The sequence below is a fragment of the Rhizobium sp. BK538 genome, assembly GCF_014197575.1.
Taxonomy (GTDB): domain Bacteria; phylum Pseudomonadota; class Alphaproteobacteria; order Rhizobiales; family Rhizobiaceae; genus Rhizobium.
This window is the reverse complement of sequence record NZ_JACIFT010000015.1, coordinates 148,305-173,084: the sequence shown is the minus strand read 5'-3', so window position 1 is coordinate 173,084 and position 24,780 is coordinate 148,305. Positions and strand designations below refer to the sequence as shown.

At 60.1% G+C, this 24,780-nt stretch carries 22 protein-coding genes and 2 pseudogenes; 16 read left to right on the top strand and 8 right to left on the bottom strand.

What is annotated here, in order from left to right; all coding sequences use genetic code 11:
* Window positions 1-265: 265 nt before the first annotated feature.
* Window positions 266-373 (bottom strand): annotated as a pseudogene (locus FHX09_RS19965) (Atu4866 domain-containing protein); the annotation flags it as partial.
* A gap of 464 nt (window positions 374-837) precedes the next feature.
* Here FHX09_RS19965 and FHX09_RS19960 point away from each other — a divergent pair.
* The 4 genes from FHX09_RS19960 to FHX09_RS19945 all read left to right on the top strand — a co-directional run bounded on the left by FHX09_RS19960 (window position 838) and on the right by FHX09_RS19945 (window position 4,799).
* Window positions 838-2,223: a cache domain-containing protein gene (locus tag FHX09_RS19960; RefSeq protein ID WP_132590126.1), complete on the top strand. Its 1,386-nt coding sequence runs from the start codon at window positions 838-840 to the stop codon at window positions 2,221-2,223.
* Window positions 2,220-2,864 (top strand): response regulator transcription factor, encoded by a 645-nt coding sequence (locus tag FHX09_RS19955; protein WP_132590128.1) that lies wholly within the window; start codon window positions 2,220-2,222, stop codon window positions 2,862-2,864. Before FHX09_RS19960 ends, FHX09_RS19955 begins: the two co-directional genes overlap by 4 nt.
* Window positions 2,865-3,136: 272 nt before the next feature.
* Window positions 3,137-3,334, top strand: a complete 198-nt coding sequence (locus tag FHX09_RS19950; protein WP_007800082.1) for a DUF3311 domain-containing protein — start codon at window positions 3,137-3,139, stop codon at window positions 3,332-3,334.
* Complete coding sequence (locus FHX09_RS19945; RefSeq protein ID WP_132590130.1) at window positions 3,324-4,799, top strand: sodium:solute symporter family protein; 1,476 nt, start codon at window positions 3,324-3,326, stop codon at window positions 4,797-4,799. Before FHX09_RS19950 ends, FHX09_RS19945 begins: the two co-directional genes overlap by 11 nt.
* A gap of 235 nt (window positions 4,800-5,034) precedes the next feature.
* Here FHX09_RS19945 and FHX09_RS19940 read toward each other — a convergent pair whose 3' ends face one another.
* A complete protein-coding gene (locus tag FHX09_RS19940; protein ID WP_007800078.1) occupies window positions 5,035-5,895 on the bottom strand; it encodes a DMT family transporter in 861 nt (286 codons plus the stop codon).
* 87 nt (window positions 5,896-5,982) lie between these two features.
* Here FHX09_RS19940 and FHX09_RS19935 point away from each other — a divergent pair, with 87 nt between their 5' ends.
* Window positions 5,983-7,398, top strand: a complete 1,416-nt coding sequence (locus FHX09_RS19935) for a PLP-dependent aminotransferase family protein (RefSeq protein ID WP_132590132.1) — start codon at window positions 5,983-5,985, stop codon at window positions 7,396-7,398.
* A gap of 175 nt (window positions 7,399-7,573) precedes the next feature.
* Here the strand turns inward: FHX09_RS19935 and FHX09_RS19930 are convergent, their stop codons facing one another.
* Both FHX09_RS19930 and FHX09_RS19925 read right to left on the bottom strand, forming a co-directional pair.
* On the bottom strand, window positions 7,574-8,731 hold the full coding sequence (locus FHX09_RS19930; protein ID WP_132590134.1) for an acyltransferase: 1,158 nt from the start codon (window positions 8,729-8,731) through the stop codon (window positions 7,574-7,576).
* Between the two features lie 277 nt (window positions 8,732-9,008).
* On the bottom strand, window positions 9,009-9,785 hold the full coding sequence (locus FHX09_RS19925; RefSeq protein ID WP_183720746.1) for a DUF1194 domain-containing protein: 777 nt from the start codon (window positions 9,783-9,785) through the stop codon (window positions 9,009-9,011).
* Window positions 9,786-10,069: 284 nt separating this feature from the next.
* On the opposite strand from FHX09_RS19925, the gene FHX09_RS19920 reads away from it, so the two are divergent.
* Window positions 10,070-11,035, top strand: coding sequence for a trypsin-like peptidase domain-containing protein (locus FHX09_RS19920; RefSeq protein ID WP_132590138.1), 966 nt, complete (start codon window positions 10,070-10,072; stop codon window positions 11,033-11,035).
* A 227-nt stretch (window positions 11,036-11,262) separates the two neighbouring features.
* Here FHX09_RS19920 and xdhC read toward each other — a convergent pair whose 3' ends face one another.
* Both xdhC and FHX09_RS30000 read right to left on the bottom strand, forming a co-directional pair.
* Window positions 11,263-12,117 carry a xanthine dehydrogenase accessory protein XdhC gene (gene xdhC, locus FHX09_RS19915; RefSeq protein ID WP_132590140.1) on the bottom strand — a complete coding sequence of 285 codons (855 nt, stop codon included), beginning with the start codon at window positions 12,115-12,117 and terminating at the stop codon, window positions 11,263-11,265.
* A 164-nt stretch (window positions 12,118-12,281) separates the two neighbouring features.
* A pseudogene (locus FHX09_RS30000) lies at window positions 12,282-12,562 on the bottom strand (NCS2 family permease); the annotation flags it as partial.
* Between the two features lie 298 nt (window positions 12,563-12,860).
* Here FHX09_RS30000 and FHX09_RS19905 point away from each other — a divergent pair.
* Window positions 12,861-13,121 (top strand): ribbon-helix-helix domain-containing protein, encoded by a 261-nt coding sequence (locus FHX09_RS19905; RefSeq protein ID WP_132590142.1) that lies wholly within the window; start codon window positions 12,861-12,863, stop codon window positions 13,119-13,121.
* Window positions 13,121-13,396 (top strand): type II toxin-antitoxin system RelE/ParE family toxin, encoded by a 276-nt coding sequence (locus tag FHX09_RS19900; RefSeq protein WP_184450536.1) that lies wholly within the window; start codon window positions 13,121-13,123, stop codon window positions 13,394-13,396. The genes FHX09_RS19905 and FHX09_RS19900 overlap by 1 nt, the downstream gene beginning before the upstream one ends.
* A gap of 409 nt (window positions 13,397-13,805) precedes the next feature.
* Here FHX09_RS19900 and FHX09_RS19895 read toward each other — a convergent pair whose 3' ends face one another.
* Window positions 13,806-14,813 carry an AraC family transcriptional regulator gene (locus FHX09_RS19895; protein WP_132590146.1) on the bottom strand — a complete coding sequence of 336 codons (1,008 nt, stop codon included), beginning with the start codon at window positions 14,811-14,813 and terminating at the stop codon, window positions 13,806-13,808.
* A 151-nt stretch (window positions 14,814-14,964) separates the two neighbouring features.
* On the opposite strand from FHX09_RS19895, the gene FHX09_RS19890 reads away from it, so the two are divergent.
* The 8 genes from FHX09_RS19890 (at window position 14,965) to FHX09_RS19855 (ending at window position 23,700) form a co-directional block, all read left to right on the top strand.
* Window positions 14,965-15,732, top strand: a complete 768-nt coding sequence (locus FHX09_RS19890) for a 3-hydroxyacyl-CoA dehydrogenase (RefSeq protein ID WP_132590148.1) — start codon at window positions 14,965-14,967, stop codon at window positions 15,730-15,732.
* 24 nt (window positions 15,733-15,756) lie between these two features.
* Entirely contained in the window at window positions 15,757-16,944 is a 1,188-nt protein-coding gene (locus FHX09_RS19885) for an acetyl-CoA C-acyltransferase (protein WP_132590150.1), read from the top strand.
* Window positions 16,945-16,966: 22 nt separating this feature from the next.
* Window positions 16,967-18,094 carry an acyl-CoA dehydrogenase family protein gene (locus tag FHX09_RS19880; RefSeq protein WP_132590152.1) on the top strand — a complete coding sequence of 376 codons (1,128 nt, stop codon included), beginning with the start codon at window positions 16,967-16,969 and terminating at the stop codon, window positions 18,092-18,094.
* 68 nt (window positions 18,095-18,162) lie between these two features.
* A complete protein-coding gene (locus FHX09_RS19875; RefSeq protein ID WP_132590154.1) occupies window positions 18,163-19,395 on the top strand; it encodes a 3-methyl-2-oxobutanoate dehydrogenase (2-methylpropanoyl-transferring) subunit alpha in 1,233 nt (410 codons plus the stop codon).
* Window position 19,396: 1 nt separating this feature from the next.
* The gene (locus FHX09_RS19870; protein WP_007800058.1) at window positions 19,397-20,410 is read left to right on the top strand and encodes an alpha-ketoacid dehydrogenase subunit beta; all 1,014 of its coding nucleotides are present in this window, start codon (window positions 19,397-19,399) and stop codon (window positions 20,408-20,410) included.
* A 4-nt stretch (window positions 20,411-20,414) separates the two neighbouring features.
* Window positions 20,415-21,665, top strand: coding sequence for a dihydrolipoamide acetyltransferase family protein (locus tag FHX09_RS19865; RefSeq protein ID WP_132590156.1), 1,251 nt, complete (start codon window positions 20,415-20,417; stop codon window positions 21,663-21,665).
* Between the two features lie 5 nt (window positions 21,666-21,670).
* Complete coding sequence (gene lpdA / locus FHX09_RS19860; protein ID WP_132590158.1) at window positions 21,671-23,068, top strand: dihydrolipoyl dehydrogenase; 1,398 nt, start codon at window positions 21,671-21,673, stop codon at window positions 23,066-23,068.
* A gap of 104 nt (window positions 23,069-23,172) precedes the next feature.
* Window positions 23,173-23,700 carry a hypothetical protein gene (locus tag FHX09_RS19855; RefSeq protein ID WP_007800053.1) on the top strand — a complete coding sequence of 176 codons (528 nt, stop codon included), beginning with the start codon at window positions 23,173-23,175 and terminating at the stop codon, window positions 23,698-23,700.
* 58 nt (window positions 23,701-23,758) lie between these two features.
* Here FHX09_RS19855 and FHX09_RS19850 read toward each other — a convergent pair whose 3' ends face one another.
* Window positions 23,759-24,769, bottom strand: a complete 1,011-nt coding sequence (locus FHX09_RS19850) for an SCO family protein (protein WP_132590160.1) — start codon at window positions 24,767-24,769, stop codon at window positions 23,759-23,761.
* Window positions 24,770-24,780 lie beyond the last annotated feature (11 nt).

Here is a 24,780-nt window from a genome sequence, read left to right as displayed (position 1 = left end):
GTTGATCCAATTCTTAAGGCCGAGTGTCGGTGTCCTTTTAGGTGAAGCAATTGTGGTTTTTTGGCAACCGGGTGGATCATACGCGAAAATTCGCATGGCCGAAAAATCCGTTTGAGCGACAGACGGGGAGCACCCAAAAGAAGCCGCCACCGCGGCCGCCGAGCCGTTGCCGAACGTCCTCGGGCGAACGGCCTCCGGAAACCGTCACCTGAATGCATAGGTTGGAGCCGTTCATGCGCGAGAAAGTGTCGGACATGACACCAAGTTAGCTACCTCCTCGGTAAAACACCGTGCCGCCGTGATGCAGCACGCCGTCGATGAACTCGCCGTCGGCGGGAAAGCCGGTATCGTCCCAATAGTCGATATGATTGCCGGGATGACGTTGCGTCCCTGAAAGGCGCTGGTGCGGCTGCCCCTTGGCTCGTCATCGTCGGCATGGATGAAAGCTTCCGGCCGTCAGTTGTGTGTGGTGAACTCGCGCCCTTGCTTGAGGTATTCTGCCGGCGCTTGTCTGGCTTTATCTCCACTGTCCGGGCCGGCGCAATATGACAACGAAGCGACGCGCGCTGATGGACCGCCTGCGACGCCCGTCGGCACCGGTATAAGGCGATGTCTTTTCAGCAACCAAGCGGCAAGCTCATCGTTTACAAGTGCGTGCGGGTTATCCACAAGGCGGTAAGTCGAAGGGGTGTAACCGGCCCCATTTAAGGCACGGAATGGATAAGACCCAAGAGAATGGCTATCTTGTCGCGGGCTGAACCAGACTTGACCGCGTGCCATGCCTGACGCCTTACTGAACGATACCTCAGCTGATCCGCTGGCTTGGGAGGGCACCCATTGACCTTGAGACACCAAATCATTGCGCTGGCGATCATTCCGCTCGTGATTGCCATCCTGGCGATCACGGCATTCATCACCTGGCAATCGGCGCACCTTACCCGGGACAATATTGCGACATTCGAGCAGAATATGCTGAAGGCCAAGGAGACGGAGATTCTCAATCTCACCAACCTAGCGCTATCTGCAATCCAGGCGACCTATGGTGGTGCCGGTGCAAACGACCAGGTCGCCAAAGACAAGGTGGCGGCGATCCTGAACTCGCTCGACTACGGAAAGGACGGATATTTCTTCGTTTACGACTATGACGGAAACAACATCGTTCATCCGCGCCAAGGCTTCCGGCATGGGCAAAACTGGCTCAACCTGACCGATCCCGATGGCGACAAGGTGATCGCGGAACTGATCGCCACGGCCAAATCGGGCGGCGGCCTGCACCAATACAAATGGCAGAAGCCCTCGAGCGGCCAGATGGCAGACAAGCTGTCCTTCGTCGTCAGCCTCGACAAGTGGCATTGGGTCGTGGGAACCGGCGTTTATCTCGACGACGTCTATGCCCAAACGGCAGCCGCGAATGCAAGCATGCGCGCCAACATCAAGCGGACCTTCGTGATTGTGGCGCTGATCGCCGTGCCCGCTGTGCTGGTCGTCTTCACCACCTGCATGCTGGTGACCTTCCACGAGCGACGCATGGCGGACGGCAAACTCAAGGAACTAACGCAGCGGGTGATTAACACCCAGGAGGAAGAGCGCGCCCGACTTGCCCGCGAGTTGCATGACGGCATTTCGCAAAATCTCGTCGGCGTGCGCTATACGATGGATCTCGCGGGACGTAAGGTCAGGGCAGATGTCGATGACGCCGCACAGATTATCAATCGTGGCATCGAGGCCTTGAATGGCGCGATCAAGGAAGTCAGGCGGCTGTCGCATGATCTCCGGCCACGCGTGCTCGACGATCTCGGCCTGACGGCGGCGATCGAGGCACTCTGCTGCAATTTCGTCGAGCGGACCGGTATTCAAGCCGATATCGAAGCTTCGGGCTTCATCGAGATGCTAAAGCCGGAAGCCAGCACCGCACTTTATCGCGTCGCACAAGAGGCCTTCAACAATGTCGAACGGCATTCCGGCGCAACAAGGCTTTCCGTCAAGCTCTGGAGCGAGAAAGGCCGCGCCCGCATGATGATTTCCGACAACGGTTCGGGCTTCGGCAGCGGCGGAGACGGCCCCCCCAACCGATCCGGTCTCGGCCTGCGCAACATGCAAGAAAGGATGGCACATTTCCGCGGCCTGTTGCTGATCAATAGTGATGCAAGCGGCACAGTGTTGACCGCGATGCTGCCAAAATCGGCCAATCGTCCCGCCAACCAGCAGGCCGAAGCTGCATGACCAAGGGCGACAAAATCAAGGTCCTGTTGATCGACAACCATCCGCTCGTGCTGGATGGGTTGAAGGCCGTCCTTGAGACATTCGACCACATCGAAGTCGTTGGAACAGCCGGCCTCGCCGAGACCGGCCTCGAACTCGCCTACAAGGTCCGGCCGCATGTTTTGCTGATGGATATCAACATGCCGAAGCTCAGCGGCATCGACGCGATCGAGCTTTTCAAGAAACGGATCCCGGAAACGCGAATCGTGATGCTCTCCATGCATGATAGCCGCGAATACATATCCTCCTCGGTGATACGCGGCGCCGCAGGCTATATTCTCAAGGACGTATCGACCGACGAGATCATTTCGGCCGTCGAGACCGTTGCGGATGGCGGAAAGTATTTCTCGTCCGGTGTCTTTGACGTACTGATGGAGGGGGAAGCCAGTAATGTCGCCGATCCCCTCACGCCGCGCGAGCGTGATATCCTCAGCCTGCTCCTTGCCGGAAAGGCCAACAAGGAGATCGCCGAGGCACTCGGGATAACGCAGGCCACCGCCGAAACGCATCGCAAGAATCTCAAGAAGAAGCTCGGTATCGCGACAACGGCCGGCTTGATCCGTTATGCGCTCGATCACGGGATCCAGACCAAAACGACCTGAACTTGCGTCTACCCACTTATGGGTAGTCCCTTGCATTTCACCCCTTCCCTCCTCTTGTCGCATGCAAAGGCTTCGCCATAGGACTTGCGCACGGCTCGCCGAGCGCAGCCGTTGGGAGGACTTTCAAATGCACAACGCTCTCTTCCGCCTTCGCGGAAAACCCGTTGCGAGAAGGCGGTTCGGGCTCATTCTGTCCAGCGACTGACAAACCACATTCACCACCGACACCTGCAACTTGGCGCCGATCGCACGGCGCCCGAGAGGTATCCGTCATGGAAAAACCAAAGAACAGGGCAGCCTGCTGGCTGCTCGTCATTCCGTATATCGGGCTGCTCTGGCCACCTTTCTACAATATCCGCGAACCGGCTCTCTTCGGCTTCCCCTTTTTCTACTGGTATCAGCTTGCCTGGGTGCCGGTTACCGCTTTCCTGACCTGGATCGCTTACCGGAGCATGCGCGATGACGACTGAACTCAACACAACCGCACTTGCCGTCTTCATCTTCTTCTTCGTGCTCGTCACGGTCATGGGTTTCGTTGCATCCCGCTGGCGTAAACCCAAAACGCTTGACCATATCGACGAGTGGGGTCTCGGCGGCCGCAGCTTCGGCACCTGGATCACCTGGTTTCTGGTCGGCGGCGACTTCTATACCGCCTACACAGTCATTGCCGTCCCGGCGCTGGTCTACACCGTCGGCGCTTACGGCTTCTTTGCGCTGCCCTACACCATCGTCGTCTATCCCTTTGTCTTCATGGTCATGCCTGTGCTGTGGAAACGGGCGAGGGATTTCGGTTACGTCACCGCAGGTGATGTGGTTCACGGCCAATATGGTTCGCGCGGGCTGGAGCTTGCGGTTGCCGCAACCGGCGTGATTGCGACAATGCCCTATATCGCGTTGCAGCTCGTTGGCATGACCGCTGCGCTCAAGGCGCTCGGTCTCCACGGCGAAGTACCGCTGGCGATCGCCTTCATCGTACTGGCACTCTATACCTATTCGGCGGGCCTGCGGGCGCCGGCGCTGATCGCCTTCGTCAAGGACATCATGATCTACATCGTGGTGATCGCCGCCGTGGCGCTTATTCCCTCGAAGCTCGGCGGCTATGCCAATGTCTTTGCGGCCGCCGATGCGGCGTTCCAGGCAAAGGGCTCCGGCAGCCTGCTCCTGCAACCCAACCAGTATGTCGCCTACGCGACGTTGGCGCTTGGTTCGGCGCTTGCGGCCTTCATGTATCCGCATACGTTGACCGGCATCTTCGCCTCCAACAGCGGCAACACGATCCGCAAGAACGCTGTGCTATTGCCGGCCTATACATTGCTGCTCGGCCTTCTGGCCCTGCTCGGCTACATGGGCCACGCCGCGGGCTTGAAGCTCGAAAGCGCCAACGATGTCGTTCCGGCGCTCTTCCAGACGCTGTTCCCGAGCTGGTTTGCGGGCTTTGCCTTTGCGGCGATTGCCATCGGCGCGCTGGTGCCGGCGGCAGTGATGAGCATTGGCGCGTCCAACCTCTTCACCCGCAATTTCTGGAAGGCCTACGTCAACCCGGCGTTGACGGATGCTGGTGAGGCCAAGGTCGCGAAGGTCACGTCGCTCGTCGTCAAGGTCGGCGCGCTTCTCGTCATCGTCTTCCTGCCGACGCAGTTTGCACTCGACCTTCAGCTTCTTGGCGGTATCTGGATCCTCCAGACGTTTCCGGCGCTGGTTTTCGGTCTCTACACCAACTGGTTCCGCGCGCCGGCACTGCTCGCCGGCTGGTTCGTCGGCTTCATCGGCGGCACCTATCTCGTCTGGGATGCAGGCTGGAAACCGCTGCACATGATCAGCCTCGGTGGCGAACCGTTCACCATCTACACCGGACTGCTTGCCCTTGCCGCAAACATTCTAGTCGCGGTGGCGGCCAATGCCATCGTTCCAGCAAGAACTCCGGCGCGCGCATAAGCCTGTCAAGAGCGAGGGGCCTCGACCCCTCGCTCTTGACACTGCTGATGACGACAATATCAGCGCCCGGCGTCGCCATTAATGGTCGTTTCGAAATCCAACCCCACACGGCAATTGAAGTCGTCGTCGCGGAGCGATATCGGCACCGTGACACTTGGGCGGGCCGATCAGCCCTTGATGAAAGAACGCACGAGCCGTGCAGACGGTGGCAAAATCGACCTGAAACAGGCTCCTATCAGGCAAATTTGCGCGCCGCAGCCACACAGGCAATGACAGCGGCGGTTGCAGCAAACATCGTCCAGGTCACCGTTTCATGCAGCAGCGTGGCTGCCAGGGTCAGACCGAGGAAGGGTTGCAGCAACTGTAGCTGTCCGACGCTGGCAATGCCGCCCTGGGCAAGGCCGCGATACCAGAAGACAAAACCTATCAGCATGCTAAAGAGCGAGACGTAGGCGAGGCCCGCGAGTGCTGGCGCATCAATGTTCGAGAAGCTTGCGGGCATGAACCAGATCGACGAAAGGATCATCAGCGGGAGCGACAAGACGAGCGCCCAGGATATGACCTGCCAGCCCCCCAGCCTTCGCGAAAGTTTGGCGCCTTCGGCATAGCCGAGCCCACAGACGATGATCGCCGCCATCATCAGCGCGTCTCCGACGGGCGCGGCAGTCAGCCCCTGCGACAAGGCAAAACCGCAGACCAATGCACTTCCCGTCACGGCAAAGAGCCAGAAGACCGGCTTCGGGCGTTCTCCGCCACGGATGACGCCAAAGACAGCCGTCGCAAGGGGCAACAGCCCGACGAAGACGACCGAGTGCGCCGACGTAACGTGCTGCAGCGCAAGCGCGGTCAAGAGCGGGAAGCCCACCACCACGCCCGCGGCGACCACCATCAGCGACAAGATATCGCGTCTTGCCGGTCGCTTTTCTTTGAAAAAGAGCAGCAGCAGAAGCGCCAGCGCGCCCGCGATCCCCGCCCGCGCGACGGTCAAAAACACCGGATCAAACTGCATCACCGCCAAACGCGTGGCGGGCAGCGAGCCGCTGAAGATCACGACGCCGATCATGCCATTAAGCCATCCAGATGCTGTGCGGTCCATTTACACTGCCTTTCTCTGCTGCCGTCCTTATCGGACACAAGCCATGGCCACACCAGCGACGATCTGATACAGTTTTAAAAAACTGTTATGCTTGAGGTAGCAGTACGGATGGACCAAAATACGGAACGTGCCATCACCCGGGTGGCGATGGTCATGGCGACAGTCCGGCAGCGGATTGCCAGCCGTAATTTGACGCCAGGCGCAAAACTGCCATCGGTTCGGGCAATGGCCGCAGCAGCAGGCGTGTCCACCTCGACGGTCGTCGATGCCTATGAGCGCCTGGTTTCCGAAGGTGTGATCCTGTCTCGACCGGGCTCCGGCTTTTACGTCGCAAACCAGGTCGCTCCATTTTCGCTTGCCGACGTTGGCCCGAAACTGGATCGCGCAGTCGATCCCTTCTGGGTATCCCGTCAGTCGCTTGAGGCTGGGGAAAGTGATTTAAAGCCAGGCTGCGGCTGGCTGCCGCCATCCTGGCTTCCGGAAGACGGTATTCGACGGGCGTTGCGAACACTTTCGCGCGCCGACAATTCCGCGCTTGCCGACTACGGCTCGCCGCTTGGGTTACCGCAGCTGCGCCAGCACATCGCGCGGCGTATGGCGGAGCGAGGCGTGGAGGCCTCGCCGGACCAGATCATGCTGACGGAATCCGGCACGCAGGCGATCGATCTCGTTTGCCGCTTCCTCCTCGAACCCGACTCCGTCGTGCTGGTCGACGATCCCTGCTATTTCAATTTCCAAGCGCTGCTGCGAGCGCATCGTGCCAGGATCGTCAGTGTTCCCTATACACCGTCAGGCCCTGACATAGACCTGTTCACCCGGGTCGTTGCAGAGCACCGGCCGCGCCTCTACATCACCAACTCGGCCATCCACAATCCGACCGGTGCCACGCTTTCTCCTGTCGTCGCCCACCGGGTCTTGAAGATCGCCGACCAGTTCGACGTTACGATCGTCGAAGACGATATCTTTGCCGACTTCGAGCACACGCCGGCGCCGCGTCTTGCAGCCTTTGACGGCCTGGACAGGGTCATCCATATCGGAAGCTTTTCGAAAACCCTGTCGGCCGCCGCCCGTTGCGGCTTCATCGCTGCAAGGCGGGAATGGGTCGACGGGCTGATCGATCTCAAGATCGCGACCTCATTCGGCGGCGGGCGGCTTTCTGCCGAGCTTGTCTGCAAAATGCTCAGCGATGGCAGCTACCGCAAGCACATGGAAAGTCTTCGCAACCGGCTCTCAAAGGTAATGTTCGACGTTTCGGCTAAATTGAAAGACCTCGGCATTATCCCCTGGCTGGAACCTTCAGCGGGCATGTTCCTTTGGTGTCGATTGCCCGACGATGCGAACGCAGCTGATGTCGCGCGCGCTGCACTGCAAAGGAAGATTGTCCTGGCGCCGGGGAATGCGTTCAGCCTCTCCCAATCAGCTACGAACTTCATGCGCTTCAATGTGTCCCAGACGCTTGATCTGCGGATCTTCGATGTGCTGCGCGACACGCTGAAGCACTGAATGGCGGGAGGATGGGAACAGACCGCAGGTCAGCGGTCGAACATGATACCTGTCGAGCCGCCCTGGCGCGCCAGACGGGCTCTGCATGAGCGTGCGTCTGTCGATGATAATGACGCCTCCATGGCCGCACAGGAACGGAGCGCGATTTCCTGCGGATTGCCACGTCCATCTGAAGCTACATTGGCTCAGATGCGCGGCCAATCGATCCAGACCGCTCCAACCGCCTAAATTGAGGGTGAAGCCACACGGTAAGTCGCCGCCTAATCGGGCTATCGAAACAGCGGTCCATCATGAAAGCCAGGAGCGACAGAAAGATTATTGAACAGAGGCCAGAGAGGGGGCTTAGTTGTGACAGTTGAACCCCGCCCAGGGCCCTCGGAACGATGCCCCTCAGCCACCAGAGCACAGGGGCATGCAATGTATAAACGGCATAAGACAAGCTCCCGATGAACACGAATGCCTGACGAAGCCCCGCGCCACCTTCTGAAGCTGCTGAAACAAAACTCAAAACTGGAAAGACAACCAATACAACTATCAAGTCAAATATGACGCGATATTTGCCACTCATCGGCGCAGCAAAAATAAGAACCAACGCTACAACGCAGGTGGCGGCGCACAATCCGTTTCCGCGCCACTTCGGCAAAAATCTGACGAGCAACACCCCGGTGAAATAGGAGAAGATCACACGACCAAAGCCGCCAGAAAAATTGCTCCAATTGAAGCCTGAATTGAGGCCATCGAATTGAAAGGCTGATTGCACAACTAAGACCGCGCCAAATCCTATCACGAGAATTAGCACTCGCAACGACAGCACCGGCAACATCACTGCGTATAGCAGGTTTACTAGCAATTCAAAAAACAACGACCATGCTGGGTAAAGGAGCGGAAAAACATCGGTGTTGGCGAGGACCCAACCCGCAGGGGTCGGTAGGAACAATAACCCCAGAGCGAGCGCGGGGGCCAAGCCAACAAGAGAGCCTGTACCGTGTCCCAAATAGTGATTTGCCAAAAAAAAAGCTACACCGGCAAGAGTTCCTGCAACGTAAAGTGGATACAAGCGGATCGCGCGGGCTAGAATAAAAGATTTCAAGGACAGCCCGGCTCGCATTCGCTGCTCGTAACTATGAGAAAGCACGATACCGCTCAGCATAAAAAAAAGATCGACGGCTAGATAACTCGACGAAAGCTCGATCCCGAATAGATCGCTGGAATGGTATTGGACAACCGAAAGCGCAGCTACACCGCGAATCCCGTCCAATGTCGTGAAACGCGTTTGGCGTGCCGTCGCAACGACACACTCATCGCCTTTGAACCAAAGCCCTCGATCTGACATGTGCTTCACCCCCGTAATCAGGGAAGCACTCGGCGGTTTCAATGTATAGTCGGCAATCGGGAGAGACCTTCACCGTCTTTAGTTGCACTTACTCACCCCAGAAAACATGTGATCTCCCTTACTGTCGCCTAGCTCTGGCCCCTGAAGCGCGTTAGCCTTTCCCAATCGGCCACGAACTTTATGCGCTTCAGTATTCCCGGACGCTGGATACGCCCGGTTTCGATGTACTGCGCGACACACCGAAGCACTGAATGGGGCGCGGGGACTGTACTGCAGGTTAGCGGTCAAACATATCCTGCCATTGCCGCTCGCCGATCATGCAGTCGGTTGCCGGTTGATCCGCAATCTTGCCAACCGTGGGCGAAGCGGGAAGCCCGCTGACCTCAAGGACCAGCTTTCGGCGCACCGCCACAGCGAAGTCCTCAATTTTATAGACCGGCAAGACAAATGATCCCGGGCCGCCGATTACGCAATCGGCATAATACTTGTCGAGCCCACCCGGTGCGCCAGAGGGGCGCAACATCAGCGTCAGCCCATTGATGATGATGCCGGCCTCCACCGCCTTGTCACGCGTTGGCGCGACCGGATTGCCGGAATTGTTTGTACCGTCACCCGAGACATCGATCACCTGACGAATGCCTGAATAGGGACTGGAGACGATCATTGCAGCGCCCTGGGCAATCGCGGTGGAGATTGACGTGCGGCGCTGGGTGATGATCGGTCGCTGTTCAAGCTTGCTGGCAAAGGCAATCGCATCCTGCTCCGTCTCAATCAGATGCCAGTCGATGACGGAATCCGGCACGACATAGCCGGCCCATTCAAAATAGCTGATCGCAATGCGCCCAGTGAGCCCGCCGGCCACCGCCTCAATGAATTCCCTGTGCTTGAGCGCCTCGACATAGCCCTCGCGCTGAATGCGGACCTCTTCCTGATCCATGGACCGGGAGGTGTCGACAGCGAGGACCAATTTCACATCAACGTCGCTCGCCCCCAGTTGCGCAGCAACCGGGGTTGCACCAGAGAGGGTCAAGAGCATCGCAATCGTCGCCAACATTGGCGTTCCAAGTCCCGCCTCATTCAAGGAATGAAAAATGTAGCACAGCTTGGTAGGCAGGCGACGTCGCCTTGCACGCTACAGGTCAATTTTCAGTGATGGACATGGCGCGATATCGGCGCGGCGGAGTCAAGCCAATGCGACAGCCGGGAGCTGGACTTGATTTGAGTTGCGCGCAATCTCATCTGAATAGGACTGTTTCAATCTGTCGAACCGACAGCCTCTCGCCTCTGCAGCCGCTGCCGTTTCCAAACACGACGCTTGCGCGTCGGAAGGGTCTTTTCATGGGATTCCTAGATCGTGACATCCAGTCGTCTCAAGACGCCAGCCTGCTGGATGCCTATTCCCATTCCGTCTCGAACGCGGTCGACCTCGTTGGACCCGCCGTCAGCCGCATTGAACGCGTCGGCGGTCGCGCCGGACATGGTTCCGGATTTGCGATTTCGCCGGATGGTCTTGTCGTTACGAACAACCACGTCGTCGACGATGCCAAGGCGGTTCGCATCAAAACGCCTGATGGCACGGTGATCCAAGGCAAGGTGCTGGGCCGCGACCCGGACAGCGACCTCGCGCTCATTCGTGCGAACGACTGGTCGGGCGCCTGGGCCAAGCTTGGAGACTCCAAGACCCTGAAGCGCGGGCATATCGCAATCGCAATCGGTAATCCTCTCGGCTTCGAGTGGACGGTGACGGCCGGCATCGTATCGGCACTCGGCCGATCGATGCGCGCCGCCAGCGGACGCCTGATGGATGATATCATCCAGACCGACGCTGCGCTCAATCCCGGCAATTCCGGTGGTCCGCTCGTCTCGTCGGCAGGTGAAGTCATCGGCGTCAACACGGCCGTGATTGAGGGCGCGCAAAGCATCGCTTTTTCCGTCGCATCCAACACAGCCAAACATGTTGTGTCAGAACTTTTGCGCTTCGGTCATGTCAGGCGCGCCTATATCGGCATTGCAGCCGATACAGTGGAACTGCATCGTCGTGTGGCCCTGGAAGCCGGGCTTGCTCAGACAACAGCCGTGCGGCTGCGCCGGGTGGAAGCCGAAAGCCCGGCAGCGCGAGCCGGACTTCGGGAAGGAGACTATCTGCTGGCGATCGACGGCCATCCTACTTCCGGCATTGATGACGTGGTCAGGCTTATGGACGGGGACAAGATCGATGTGGATGTCGAGGTCTTGATCTTTACGGTTGCCGGTCGGATCGAACGCCACACGGTTCGCCCGACACATCGACCGAAATTGGCGTAGCCGACAACCCATGGCCTCCGCGGAGAGAGGTCTCTGACCGAGCCGCGGATCGTTTTCGCGAGACAGGTCGAGTTGGTGACACCGCGGATATTGCCGATTTCCTGCGCTATGCAGACGGCGCAGTCCAAGACCGCGGTTACCGCTGAGATCGATGCCATCAATGCCAGATCGCGGGTCGAAACCGAACCGCGTTGCGGTCGATGAGCAAGCGCTGGCCGTGAGGACTATCACCTGTCAGCCTTAAGCTTCTGCTTTCCCGTATTGGCCGCCGTGCCGAAGGAGAGCACCGCTACCACGATCTCGGCAACCGCCAATGTCGCAATGACGGCAGGACGTTTGTCCTTGATTGCGGTGCCACCGATCGGGCAGACGAGGCGATCGAAAAGCTCTGGCCTTCCGACTTCGCGCGAGAGCCAACTCTTGAAGGTCGCACGCTTGGTCTTCGAGCCGATCATCCCGACATAGGCAGCATCCTCCCGATGCAGTGCTTCGGTGGCAATCAAAAAGTCGAGCGCGTGGTCGTGGGTGAGGATGACGAACGCGCTTCCTGCCGGTGCATTGCGCACGATCATCTCGGGCATTGCGGTCAGGCACGTTTCGATGCCCGAAGCGCGCGACGCGGCAAGCTCGTCTTCGCGGGTATCGACCAGCACGGTGCGCAACGGCGCCAGCGACAGGGCCGCGGCCAGTGCGTCACCGACATGACCCGCGCCAAAGACGTAGACATGCGGACTCCGGGCAATTTCGGCGTCTGCTCGCGCAATCAGGTCGTCGGCCAGTTCGCGCGTTACCGCGGTGAAGGAAAGCCCAACCCGACCGCCGCAGCATTGGCCGATCTCCGGCCCAAGCGGAATGCTCATCGCTGAGGTCGGCTGGGACTGGCGCAGCGCTCGTCGCGCCTGGTCGATCGCCATATACTCCAGTTGCCCGCCGCCGATGGTTGAAAAGGAGCGGCTTTTGGAAACCAGCATCCAGGCGTCGGTATCGCGCGGCGTCGAGCCGACTGCTCCCGTCACTTCGACGAGAATGCAATCGCGCTCTTCGCGCAGAAAGTCCCGCAAACCGATGCGAGCGGCAGGCATAGCGATCAACCTTTCCTTTCAACAGCACGCATGCGTTCGATGGCCATCAGCATACGCTCCGGCGTGGCGGGCGCATCGACGCAGGGAGGAACATGATAGTCCGCAATGCTCGCCGCCGCCATCGAGATTGGCGAGCAATGCGCCCGAGACGGCTCGGCTTGCCGGATCAGCCAGCTGCGGATGTCCTGTGACGGTAAGGAAGACGAAGATCAGGCCAACCAAGCGCCTGTTGCCAGGTCAAGCCGAGAGAGCTGCAACGACAGTGAAAGCGAAGAAAGCGTTGAGACCCATTCCGGCACCATGTCGATCGGCCAGTTCGCGACAAAGGCCATGATAACCGGAGCCGAGCGCTGCCATAATACAGGTCACGACGAAGATGGCGTGCGGTTCATGCCTGTGGCCGACAGGATGTGTCGGCGTTCACGAAGTTGATGTACGACATCGTTTGTGATTCTGTTCATTGTGGCGCGCAATCGAACCTGCTTTCGAGACACCTCGTCCGTGATCGATGGTCCCCCTCTGCCAAGGGGTCGGAGCCAAACCTGCATAATCTGTACCCAGTATCGATAGTGAGGGATTTGCGTCGCAGACGCGGTAAAGTCGACGCCATGCACGGTCAGCAGGATCGATCGGCAAGGCGCTGAGATTCGCGCGCATGCCTCGCGGCTGCCGCAATGCAAGCCACTCGACTTAATCAGAATTAATCACTATGATTAACGACGATTGAAAAAAGGAGCCGTCCGATGGAAACCAAGGTGCTGACCGCGCACGTGCCGCTGCCGCTTGCGGAGAAGGTTGATCAGCTGGCGACCCGGCTTGAACGCTCGCGCGGCTGGATTGTCAAGCAAGCGCTCGCGGCCTGGATCGACCAGGAGGAGGAGCGCCGGCGCCTGACGCTGGAGGCGCTGGCCGACGTGGACAGCGGCGAGGTCATCGATCATCAATCGGTCCGGGCCTGGGCCGATAGCCTCGACAGCGACAAGCCGCTATCGCTGCCCCGCTGATGGAGCTGAAGTGGACGAGCAAGGCGGTCTCAGGCCTCGGACGCCTCTACGACTTTCTCGCTCCGGTCAATCGGCAAGCCGCGGCCCGGACCGTGCAGGCGCCGACAACCGCCGCAACACGCCTGCTCGAGCAGCCGCGTCTTGGCGAGCGGCTCGAGGAGTTCGAGCCTCGGGAGGTACGCCGTATTCTGGTTGGCCAATACGAGCTGCGCTATGAAATTCAACAGTCGACCCTCTACGCGTTGCGGCTGTGGCATACGCGTGAGGAACGCTAGGCGGATGCATGTCGTTATCGCAAGAACCTGCACATTTTTGCGCGATATGCTTTATGCATGGCCTGCACGTACCGGGATCACGTCTACGTGCGCTTTGCGCTCGCGGAGCGCTGTTTCAGGCGTTTCCAGATGACCCTGAGGAAAGTCGCTTTCACCGGGAACGAGAACGACGCGTGTTCCAAAAAGGGAAACGCTCGGGTGGGGTGCGGACCGTCGTATTGTGCTCACCTAGTTTGAAGAGCCGTTCGTCCCGAAGCCACGGCGCCTCATACTCGGCAGGACAATAGTGCGGAACGCTATCGCCAGCAGTGTATTTTCATGCCGCAGGCGAAAGACTTTTAAATTTTCAGTGAAATTCACGAAGCGAGATCCGAGAGAAATTACGCATATTCCGCAGGTTATGTCCACGCTACCCGGAGGCGACACGGCCTTCACGCCGGAACGCGTCGGGGCTTTTCGACATCCATTTGCGAAAGGCGCGAAAGAAGGCGCTGGGCTCCGAATAGCCAAGCTGGGCGGCAATATCGCCTATCGTCTTCGACGTGTTGAGCAGCATATCGACCGCAAGATCACGCCGTAGGTCGTCCTTGATGCCGGCGTAGCTTTGCCCCTCGTCGCGCAGCCGGTGACGCAAGGTCGAGGGCGGCATGCGCATCTCTGCGGCGAGATCCGAGAAGCTCTTCCATGCGGCCGGAGGCACCTTGTCCAAGCGCCGCCTGACGCTGGAAGCGAGCCCCGCGTCATAACGATAACGCACCAGGATATTGGCCGGCGCTCCCCGTAGGAACTGCTTCAGCGCCTGCTCCGTGCGCGTGACCGGCAGATCCAGCATCGCGCTGTCGAAGCCAAGGCGGCTGATCGGCTGCGCGAATCTGACCGGTGCACCGAAAAAGAGCCGATAGTCGGCCTCCTGCTTTGGTTCGGCGCAGCGGAAATCGACAAGCCGGATCGGAATGCGCCTCCCAACCAGCCAGCAGGTTATCCCATGGATGAGGATCCAGTAGGTGCGGTAGGCAAAGGCTGAGCGTGGTCGGCCGGCATCGGCCAACTCGATCTGGGCAAGCCCATCCCTGACGACAAGTCTACCGCGCGGATCGTCCAACACGACGTCGAGGAAACGCAGGGCCCGGCGCAGCGCGTGGCCGAGTGTCGGCGCATGCAACACACAATGGCAAAGCAGGGTGAAGCTGCCGCTGCGCATCGGCCGCCCGCCCATCGCGAAAAACTCGTCATCGAGCTCTTTGGCAATGGCAAGCCAGAGGGCGCCATAAGTCTCGGCCGACACCGGTTGGTCGACGACGGGCGGCAACCCTAGCGAAGAAAGCAGCGGCGCCGTCGGTCGTCCCATGCGACGTAAACTGTCCAGCGCCTCCTCGACGAATGCCGGCGCGATCATGCGCCTCTCGATGTCAGCCACCAGATCCTCCACCTATGGCAAAACTGTCCGAAACAATGCAGCACTTTAGTCATCGCTTGCAATATGACGACAGAATAGAATCGACATACTTGGGTCGTGCCGGGAGGACGGCGCGCCCAGCAGACGATCGCAAGGTGATGGGAGCAGACCGATGCTGATCCGTGGAGGAACCTTTATCGTCACCGGCGGCGGGTCAGGCCTCGGTGCAGCAACGGCGCGCATGCTGGTTGAAAATGGCGCACGCGTGATCATCGCCGACCTCAACAGTGCAGCCGGAGAGGCGATCGCCGCAGAACTCGGCGCGGATGCCCGCTACCTCAAGGCCGATGTAACAAGCGCAGAGGACGGAGCCGCGGTAGTGGCGACCGCGCTGGAGTCTTTCGGCGGCCTGAGCGGGCTCGTGAACTGCGCCGGCGTGGCGCCGGGCGAGAAGATCATCGGCCGCGACGGCCCACATGGCCTCGACAGTTTCGTGCGGACAATCGGCATCAACCTCGTCGGCACCTTCAACATGATCCGCCTTGCGGCGTCCGCCATCCTGCATCAGCAGGCGGATACCGAGGGTGAGCGTGGCGTCATCATCAATACAGCCTCGATCGCTGCCTTCGACGGACAAGTCGGACAGGCGGCATACGCCGCGTCCAAGGGTGGCATCGCCTCGATGACGCTTCCGATCGCACGCGAGCTGGCGCGTCACGGCATTCGCGTCGTGTCGATCGCCCCTGGCATTTTCGAGACGCCGATGATGGCGGGTATGCCACACGAGGTGCAGGAAGCGCTCGGCAAGAGCGTGCCCTTCCCGCCGCGCCTCGGTAGGCCGGCAGAATTTGCCGCTCTCGTGCGCCATATATGTGAAAACAACATGCTGAACGGCGAGGTCATCCGCCTCGACGGCGCGCTTCGTATGAGCGCGCGCTGAGTGTTCGGCACAGGAGGCTTGAACATGGTTATGCAGGACCCTGTCGTCATTGTCGGAATGGCGCGCACGCCGATCGGCGGCTTCCAAGGTGAGCTCAAGGAGGCAACGGCGCCCGACCTTGGAGCGGCTGCCATCCGCGCAGCGCTTCAGCGCGCGAAGGTGGCCCCTGAAGCCATCGACGAGGTCGTCTTCGGCTGCGTGCTGCCGGCTGGTCAGGGTCAAGCGCCCGCCCGGCAGGCAGCGATCGGTGCAGGTCTGCCCTTCTCCACTGGTGCAACGACCGTCAACAAGATGTGTGGTTCCGGCATGAAGGCAGTCATGTTGACCCATGACCTCCTGGCGGCTGGCAGCGCCACCGTCGGCGTCGCCGGCGGCATGGAAAGCATGACCAACGCGCCCTATCTTCTTGATCGTGCCCGTGGCGGTTACAGGCTCGGCCACGGCCGCGTCATCGATCATATGTTCCTCGACGGGCTGGAGGATGCTTATGACAAGGGACGTTTGATGGGCACCTTTGCGGAGGACTGTGCCGAAGCTTACCAGTTCACGCGCGAAGCACAGGATCGTTACGCAGTGACGTCGCTCACCCGCGCTCAAAAGGCCATCGATGCCGGCTACTTCAACGCCGAGATCACGCCGGTGACAATCACTGTGGGAAAGGCCGAACAAACGGTCAGCCGGGACGAACAGCCAGGCAAGGCGAAGATCGACAAGATCCCCCTCCTCAAGCCAGCCTTTCGTGACGGCGGGACCGTGACGGCCGCCAATTCCAGCTCGATTTCCGACGGTGCCGCCGCTCTCGTGTTGATGCGTCGTTCCGAAGCCGAACGCCGGGGATTGCGACCCCTTGCGACGATCACCGGCCACACCACCCATTCGCAGGCGCCCAGTCTTTTCGCCACCGCTCCGATCGGCGCCTTGCAGACACTCTCCGATCGCACAGGCTGGCCGCTTGATACGGTCGATCTCTTCGAGATCAACGAGGCATTTGCCGTCGTCGCCATGGCTGCGATGCGCGACCTCCAGCTGCCGGACGAAAAGGTCAATGTGCATGGCGGCGCGTGCGCGCTTGGCCACCCGATCGGCGCATCCGGCGCGCGCATTCTCGTCACACTACTTGCCGCGCTCGAACGCTACGACCTGAAACGTGGCATGGCAGCACTATGTATCGGCGGCGGTGAGGCAACCGCTGTCGCCATAGAGCGTCATTAGGAAAGGCAGGGAGGAGACAAGCATGATCCTTTCCGAACTGCAGCAGCAAATCCGCGATCTCGCCAGAGATTTCGCCTGCGAGCGGCTTGCGCCCGGAGCGGCTGCCCGCGACCGCGAGCACAGGTTTCCGCGCGAGGAACTCGCAAAGATGGGTGAACTCGGCCTGCTCGGCATGCTGGTTCCGGAACAGTATGGTGGCTCCGACACCGGCACGCTTGCCTATGCAGCCGCACTGGAAGAGATCGCGGCCGGCGACGGACCATGCTCCACCATCATGAGCGTCCACAGCTCGGTCGCCTGCGTGCCGATCCTGAAGTTCGGTACCGAAGAGCAGAAGCAACGTTTCCTGCCGAAGCTTGCCAGCGGCGAATGGATCGGCGGCTTTGCGCTGACGGAATCCCAAGCGGGTTCGGACGCGTCCAATCTACGCAGTCGCGCAAGCCGCAATGGCGATCACTACGTTCTCGACGGCGCCAAGCAGTTCATCACCTCGGGCAAGAACGGCCAGATGATCATCGTCTTTGCGGTGACAGATCCGGACGCCGGCAAGAAAGGGATCACCGCCTTCATCGTGCCAACCGATACACCTGGCTACGAAGTGATCCGCGTCGAGGAAAAACTCGGGCTGCATTCGACCGACACCTGCCAGATCGCCTTCAACGGCATGCGCATCCCCGCTGATTTGAGGTTGGGCGCGGAGGGCGAGGGATACCGGATAGCACTGGCGAACCTCGAAGGTGGGCGTATCGGCATTGGCGCACAGGCCGTTGGCATGGCGCGTGCAGCTTTTGAGGCGGCGCGCGACTATGCGCGTGAACGCACGGCCTTCGGCAAGGCGATCATGGAGCATCAGGCCGTGGCCTTCCGGCTCGCCGACATGGCGACCCAGATCGAAGCAGCGCGTCAGCTCGTCTTTCACGCAGCCGCGTTGCGCGACAATGGTCTGCCGTGCCTTTCGGAGGCATCGATGGCCAAGCTTTTCGCATCCGAGATGGCAGAGCGGGTCTGTTCGGACGCGATCCAGATTCATGGGGGCTACGGCTACATGGCCGATTATCCCGTCGAGCGGATCTATCGGGATGTCCGCATCTGTCAGATTTATGAAGGAACGAGCGATGTTCAGAGAATGGTGATCGCGCGCAATCTATAAGAACAAGAACTGCGGCATCCCGTTTCTGAGGAGAGAAGCGGACATCGCAGCTGGGAGGGAAAAACGATATGACGGACACAGCTCAACTGAGCCTCCACGTTCCGGAACCTGCCGTCCGACCGGGCGGCCAACCCGATTTCTCCAACGTGAAGATTGCCAAGGCGGGCGTGGTGCCGCGCCCCGAAATCGACGTTGCGCCAGAGGAGATCCGCGACCTCGCCTATTCGATCATCCGTGTGCTCAACCGGGAGGGAGAGGCCGTCGGCCCATGGTCGGGTATGCTTTCCGACGAAGAGCTGTTGACCGGCCTGCGCAACATGATGAAGCTTCGCGCCTTCGATGCGCGGATGCTGATGGCACAGCGTCAGGGAAAGACGTCCTTCTACATGCAGCACCTTGGCGAGGAGGCCGTCAGCTGCGCCTTCCGCAAGGCGCTCCGGAAAGGCGACATGAACTTCCCGACCTATCGGCAAGCGGGCCTCCTGATTGCCGACGACTACCCGATGGTCGAGATGATGAACCAGATCTTCTCGAACGAAAGCGATCCGCTGCACGGCCGCCAGCTGCCGATCATGTATTCGTCGAAGGAGCACGGTTTCTTCACGATCTCCGGCAACCTCGCGACGCAATATGTGCAGGCAGTCGGATGGGCAATGGCGTCGGCCATCAAGAACGACAGGAGGATCGCGGCGGGTTGGATCGGAGATGGCTCCACTGCCGAATCCGACTTCCACTCCGCACTGGTCTTTGCCTCCACGTACAAGGCACCAGTGATCCTCAATATCGTCAACAATCAGTGGGCGATTTCCACTTTCCAGGGCATTGCGCGTGGTGGCTCCGGCACGTTTGCCGCACGTGGGCTTGGCTTCGGTATTCCGGCGCTGCGGGTCGACGGCAACGATTACCTCGCCGTCTACGCCGTCGCCTGCTGGGCGGCCGAGCGTGCCAGGCGAAATCTCGGGCCGACGCTGATTGAATATGTCACCTATCGCGTCGGCGCTCATTCGACGTCGGACGATCCAAGCGCCTATCGACCGAAGACCGAGTCCGAGGCTTGGCCGCTTGGCGACCCGGTACTGCGCCTGAAGAAGCATCTGATCGTCAGGGGTGTCTGGTCGGAAGAGCGCCACGTGCAGGCCGAAGCGGAAATCGTGGACGAGGTGATCGAAGCCCAGAAGCAGGCGGAGCATCATGGCACGCTGCATGCCGGCGGCAAGCCGTCCGTGCGCGACATCTTCGAAGGCGTCTACGCGGAAATGCCGCCGCACATTCGTCGCCAACGGCAGAAGGCAGGTTTCTGACATGGCCAGAATGACGATGATTGAAGCGGTGCGCAGCGCCATGGATGTGTCGATGGCACGCGACGACAACGTGGTGGTCTTCGGCGAGGATGTCGGATACTTCGGCGGCGTGTTTCGCTGTACCCAGGGACTGCAGGCGAAATACGGCAAGACACGCTGTTTCGACACGCCGATCAGTGAATCCGGCATTGTCGGTACTGCCATCGGCATGGCCGCCTACGGGCTCAAACCCTGTGTCGAGATCCAGTTCGCCGATTACATGTATCCGGCCTACGACCAGATCACGCAGGAGGCGGCGCGCATCCGCTATCGCTCGAACGGCGACTTCACTTGCCCGATCGTCCTTCGCATGCCGACCGGTGGCGGCATCTTCGGCGGCCAGACCCACAGCCAGAGTCCGGAGGCACTCTTCACTCACGTCTGCGGCTTGAAGGTCATCGTGCCTTCCAATCCCTATGATGCAAAAGGCCTGCTTATTGCCGCTATAGAGGATCCGGATCCCGTAATGTTCCTGGAGCCGAAGCGGCTCTACAACGGCCCGTTCGACGGGCATCATGAACGACCCGTCACACCCTGGTCGAAGCACGACCTCGGTGAGGTACCGGAGGGGCACTATTCAATTCCGATCGGCAAGGCTGAGGTCCGGCGCTCGGGATCTGCCGTGACGGTAATCGCCTACGGCACGATGGTGCATGTCGCGCTTGCCGCTGCTGAAGACACGGGCATCGATGCCGAAGTGATCGACCTGCGCAGCCTGTTGCCGCTGGATCTCGATACGATCGTGCAATCCGTCAACAAAACCGGACGTTGCGTGGTCGTTCACGAAGCGACGCTGACCTCAGGGTTCGGCGCGGAGATCGTATCCCTCGTGCAGGAACATTGCTTTTACCGTCTGGAAGCCCCCGTAGTGCGCGTCGCCGGTTGGGATACGCCCTATCCGCACGCACAGGAATGGGACTACTTTCCCGGCCCCGGGCGCGTCGGGCGCGCACTTGCAGAAGTCATGGAGGCCTGACGCAATGGGCGAATTTATTATCAAGATGCCCGATGTCGGCGAAGGCGTGGCCGAGGCCGAACTTGTCGAATGGCACGTCAAGGCGGGCGACCCGGTCAAGGAGGATATGGTCATCGCCGCCGTCATGACCGACAAGGCGACGGTCGAGATCCCATCGCCAGTTACCGGAACAGTTGTCTGGCTGGGCGCTGAAATCGGCGACAAGATCGCCGTCAAGGCGCCGCTTGTCCGGATTGAGACGAATGGTGGTAAGGCGACTAACCAGGTCGAAGCGCGCCCTGCCGAAGGACCGGCGGAAGCGCCCGACAGTCGGCCCCCTGCCATTGAGCCGGACACCACGCCTGCGCCGAAGGCCACCAGTGCTCCACGACCCGAGGCTCCGGCAGAAAGGCCGCTGGCGTCACCATCTGTGCGGCTCTTTGCACGGGAAAGCGGCGTCGACCTGCGTCAACTGAAGGGATCTGGTCCGGCCGGCCGCATTCTTCGCGAAGATGTCGAACAATTCATCGCGCGTGGCGAGCTGCCTTCCCTTCAGCCGGCCATGGCGAAAAAGACCTCGGCCGAAGAGATCAAGCTCACCGGTCTCAGGCGCCGCATCGCTGAAAAAATGTCGCTCTCGACCTCCCGCATTCCTCACATCACCTATGTCGAGGAAGTCGACATGACCGCGCTTGAGGAGTTGCGGGCTACCATGAATCGCGACCGCAAGCCCGAGCAACCCAAGCTCACGGTCCTGCCGTTCCTGATGCGGGCGATCGTAAAAGCGGTCGCCGAGCAACCGAACATCAACGCGACCTTTGACGACGAGAAGGGCATCCTCACCCGTCACGGTGCCGTCCATATCGGCATTGCCGCGCAGACGCCTGCCGGGCTTGTCGTCCCGGTGGTCAAGAACGCCGAGGCGCGCGGCATCTGGGATTGCGCCACCGAGATGGGGCGCCTGGCGGAAGCTGCGCGCGCTGGTACCGCGACCCGCGACGAGCTCAGCGGTTCGACCATCACCATCAGTTCGCTTGGTGCGCTCGGCGGCATCGTCTCGACACCTGTCATCAACCATCCGGAAGTCGCGATCGTCGGTGTGAATAAGATTGCCGTGCGACCGGCCTGGGATGGGACCCAGTTCGTACCGCGCAAGATGATGAATCTGTCCTCGAGTTTCGATCATCGCATCATCGACGGATGGGATGCAGCCACCTTCGTCCAACGCGTCCGGGTTCTTCTCGAAACGCCCGCCCTCATCTTCATCGAAGGCTAGGATCCATGAAAGAGATCGTCTGCAAGCTTCTCGTCATCGGCGCCGGACCGGGGGGCTACGTCTGCGCAATCAGGGCCGGACAACTCGGCCTCGACACCGTCATCGTTGAAGCCGATAAGCCAGGCGGCACCTGCCTGAACGTCGGCTGCATTCCGTCAAAGGCCCTCATTCACGCAGCCGAGGAGTTTGGCGCCACAAAACAGATGCTCTCCGGAAACAACACGATGGGCATCCGTGTCGAGGGTGCATCGATCGACCTTGCAAAAACCATCAGCTGGAAGGACGGCATCGTTGGCCGGCTGAATGGAGGCGTCTCCGCCCTGCTGCAGAAGGCCAGGGTCAAGATCGTTCACGGCCGCGCGGCCTTCCGCGATGGCAAAACGGTGGAGGTCGAGACCGAGGTGGGCATACAGGTCATTCGTGCCGAGACAGTGGTGATCGCTACGGGTTCCGAACCTGTGGAACTCGCAGCCCTGCCCTTCCAAGGTCAAGTCATCTCGTCCACGGAGGCGCTTTCCCTGGCCGAATTGCCGAGGCGATTAGTTGTCGTGGGCGGAGGCTATATCGGCCTCGAACTCGGTACGGCATTCGCCAAGCTGGGCTCGGACGTGACAGTCGTTGAAGCCATGCAGCAGATCCTGCCGCAATATGATGGCGATCTCGTGCGGCCGGTTGCACGACGGCTTGGCGAGCTTGGCGTTCGCGTCCTGACAGGTGCAAAAGCGAAGGGCCTGTCGGACGACGGCAATGCGCTGTCCGTCGAGACCTCGGACGGCCAGCAACAGCTGCTTCCTGCCGACCGCATCCTGATTACCGTTGGTCGCCGCCCGAAAATTGCAGGATCGGGGATCGAGGAGCTCGATCTCGATCGTACCGGGCCATACCTGCGCATCGACGATCTCTGCCGCACCTCGATGCGGGGCGTCTACGCGATCGGCGATATCACCGGCGAGCCGATGCTGGCCCATCGCGCCATGGCGCAGGGGGAAATGGTCGCAGAGATTGTTGCCGGCAAGAAGCGCGCTTGGGACAAACGCTGCATCCCAGCGATCTGCTTTACCGATCCGGAAATCGTAACGGCGGGGCTTTCACCGGACGAGGCTCGTGCTCAAGGCTACGCGATCCGTGTCGGGCAATTCCCGTTCAGCGCAAATGGCCGCGCAATGACGATGCTGTCCGAGGACGGCTTCGTGCGCGTCGTCGCGCGCGCCGATACCGGCCTTGTTCTTGGCCTGCAGGCCGTCGGTGCCGGCGTGTCCGAACTCTCGGCTGGCTTTGCGCTGGCAATCGAGATGGGGACGCGGCTGGAAGACCTCGCCGGCACAATCCACGCGCATCCGACGCGCAGCGAGGCTGTCCAGGAAGCAGCGTTGAAGGCCTTGGGGCATGCGTTGCACATCTGAACGCCGTTTTGACGCAAGGTAGGCTCTTTCGCAGAACGATATCTGTTTGGACACGCCGCATTATCTGCTAGCTGGCGCACCAATCACGACCGGAGCAATTGAGAATGGCCGCCGCATTCTACCGAGACTATATCGCTGACTTGAAAGTCAGGATCGACGATCTTCACGCCAACGCGCAGCGCTATCAAACCTACGAGTTGACGATGGAATTGCTGGCACAGAAGAACCTCGTCAGCTACACTGAGAAGAAGGCGAAGGGACAGACAGAAGGGCTGTCTTACCGTCGCGACTTCACGACCGGTCAAGCTGTCCATATGCAACAGCAAAACGCCCATGCCCTGTTTAGCGGATTCTTCAATCTCGGCCAGTTTCTGGCCTTTACCGGACAGGGACGTGAGCTGGACGCGAAGCAGTTTGCAGAGCTTTTGACCGACAACTGGCAGTATCCGACATGCGCCGTGCATTTCGTTTTCCGCCAGAAGGGACAGCCAAAGACTGCGTCGATGAAGATGCATTTTGTCGGACTGAACGGCGAGGCCGATGCAGCAGCCTACGAAGACACGGCTGAGCGGGCAAAGAGGCTGGTGCAACACCGCCCCTTCTCGTCAGATCTGTTCTGGGAATGGAAGTAAGGAACGGCCGCCGACCGGCTATCGACAGGACCGATAGATTTTTGCCGTCAACCACGCATCACGGATTGGCATTCATCGAACCATGATCGTGGTGGGCGGTCGTGTCTTCGTGGTGGTGAACATGGGTTGCTTCGGGTTGGGCGCGCAGGTCCGCGATCTCAGCCGATTTCTTTGCCAGATACGATATCAGATCTGCGGTATCGGTCGCCGACATGCCCAGGTTCGGCATACGCACGCCTTTGAACTTTGCATCGAGGTCCGCCAGCGTTTGATCATTCTCGGCCCTGAGCCGCGCGGGATTCATGATCATTTGCTCCAGCCATTGCCGATTGCGCCTGACAGTAACGTCAAGAAGGTCCGGGCCGATGCGGTCGCCAACTCCAACCGTGTGACAGGGCGCACAGATCTTCTTAAACAGGATTTGTCCCGGTTCCCGCTCCAGCTTCAGGCCATGATAGTCGGTGGCCGGAGCCAATGCCGTGGCCGGGGCGTAGTGGCCCTCGCGCCAGGCCGGATCCATGTCGCGGATCGCCAGTTCGACATTTTCGATGTCGGCAAACGGCGAGTTCCTGGCCCACTCTCCGGTGCTGTCGTTGCCGAGCACGATCTCGTTTCGATGGTCGGTTGCAACGTCGCTCTTGTTTCCAAGCTTCGCGTTGATGGCGCGAATCTCATCGGGCTTGCCGGTGATAAACGTCCACCCAGGCCCCTTGTAGAAGGCGTCGGCGAAAGCTTTCAATTTCTCGGGCGTGTCGTTTTCGGGATCGACCGTGATCGATATCACGAAAATCTTCTTGCCGATCTGATCTTGGATCCTATCAACGACCTGGGCTATGCGCGCGGTCGTCAGCGGACAAAGGTCGGTGCAGCTCGTGAAAATGAAGCTGATCAGGACGATCTTGCCCTTGATCAGGTCGTCATAGAAATGCACCGTCTCGCCGTTCTGGGTGAGAACCTCGCTGTTGGGAAAGTAGTCTTTGCCCCAACGTGAACTGGCGGCTGCAACATCTGCGCACAACGCGGACAGAACGGCAGCGACAGCCAGCAGAAACACAGACCCGCGCTTCATAAATGCCCTCC

Excerpts from the sequence above, each read along its gene's own strand:
- FHX09_RS19900 (WP_184450536.1), top strand. The coding sequence starts at position 13,121 with ATGGAGCTGAAGTGGACGAGCAAGGCGGTCTCAGGCCTCGGACGCCTC.
- FHX09_RS19950 (WP_007800082.1), top strand. The coding sequence starts at position 3,137 with ATGGAAAAACCAAAGAACAGGGCAGCCTGCTGGCTGCTCGTCATTCCG.
- FHX09_RS19850 (WP_132590160.1), bottom strand. The coding sequence starts at position 24,769 with ATGAAGCGCGGGTCTGTGTTTCTGCTGGCTGTCGCTGCCGTTCTGTCC.
- lpdA (WP_132590158.1), top strand. The coding sequence starts at position 21,671 with ATGAAAGAGATCGTCTGCAAGCTTCTCGTCATCGGCGCCGGACCGGGG.
- FHX09_RS19955 (WP_132590128.1), top strand. The coding sequence starts at position 2,220 with ATGACCAAGGGCGACAAAATCAAGGTCCTGTTGATCGACAACCATCCG.
- FHX09_RS19920 (WP_132590138.1), top strand. The coding sequence starts at position 10,070 with ATGGGATTCCTAGATCGTGACATCCAGTCGTCTCAAGACGCCAGCCTG.
- FHX09_RS19855 (WP_007800053.1), top strand. The coding sequence starts at position 23,173 with ATGGCCGCCGCATTCTACCGAGACTATATCGCTGACTTGAAAGTCAGG.
- FHX09_RS19880 (WP_132590152.1), top strand. The coding sequence starts at position 16,967 with ATGATCCTTTCCGAACTGCAGCAGCAAATCCGCGATCTCGCCAGAGAT.
- FHX09_RS19865 (WP_132590156.1), top strand. The coding sequence starts at position 20,415 with ATGGGCGAATTTATTATCAAGATGCCCGATGTCGGCGAAGGCGTGGCC.
- FHX09_RS19885 (WP_132590150.1), top strand. The coding sequence starts at position 15,757 with ATGGTTATGCAGGACCCTGTCGTCATTGTCGGAATGGCGCGCACGCCG.
- FHX09_RS19875 (WP_132590154.1), top strand. The coding sequence starts at position 18,163 with ATGACGGACACAGCTCAACTGAGCCTCCACGTTCCGGAACCTGCCGTC.
- FHX09_RS19940 (WP_007800078.1), bottom strand. The coding sequence starts at position 5,895 with ATGGACCGCACAGCATCTGGATGGCTTAATGGCATGATCGGCGTCGTG.
- xdhC (WP_132590140.1), bottom strand. The coding sequence starts at position 12,117 with ATGCCTGCCGCTCGCATCGGTTTGCGGGACTTTCTGCGCGAAGAGCGC.
- FHX09_RS19890 (WP_132590148.1), top strand. The coding sequence starts at position 14,965 with ATGCTGATCCGTGGAGGAACCTTTATCGTCACCGGCGGCGGGTCAGGC.
- FHX09_RS19930 (WP_132590134.1), bottom strand. The coding sequence starts at position 8,731 with ATGTCAGATCGAGGGCTTTGGTTCAAAGGCGATGAGTGTGTCGTTGCG.
- FHX09_RS19945 (WP_132590130.1), top strand. The coding sequence starts at position 3,324 with ATGACGACTGAACTCAACACAACCGCACTTGCCGTCTTCATCTTCTTC.
- FHX09_RS19905 (WP_132590142.1), top strand. The coding sequence starts at position 12,861 with ATGGAAACCAAGGTGCTGACCGCGCACGTGCCGCTGCCGCTTGCGGAG.
- FHX09_RS19925 (WP_183720746.1), bottom strand. The coding sequence starts at position 9,785 with ATGTTGGCGACGATTGCGATGCTCTTGACCCTCTCTGGTGCAACCCCG.
- FHX09_RS19870 (WP_007800058.1), top strand. The coding sequence starts at position 19,397 with ATGGCCAGAATGACGATGATTGAAGCGGTGCGCAGCGCCATGGATGTG.
- FHX09_RS19935 (WP_132590132.1), top strand. The coding sequence starts at position 5,983 with ATGCTTGAGGTAGCAGTACGGATGGACCAAAATACGGAACGTGCCATC.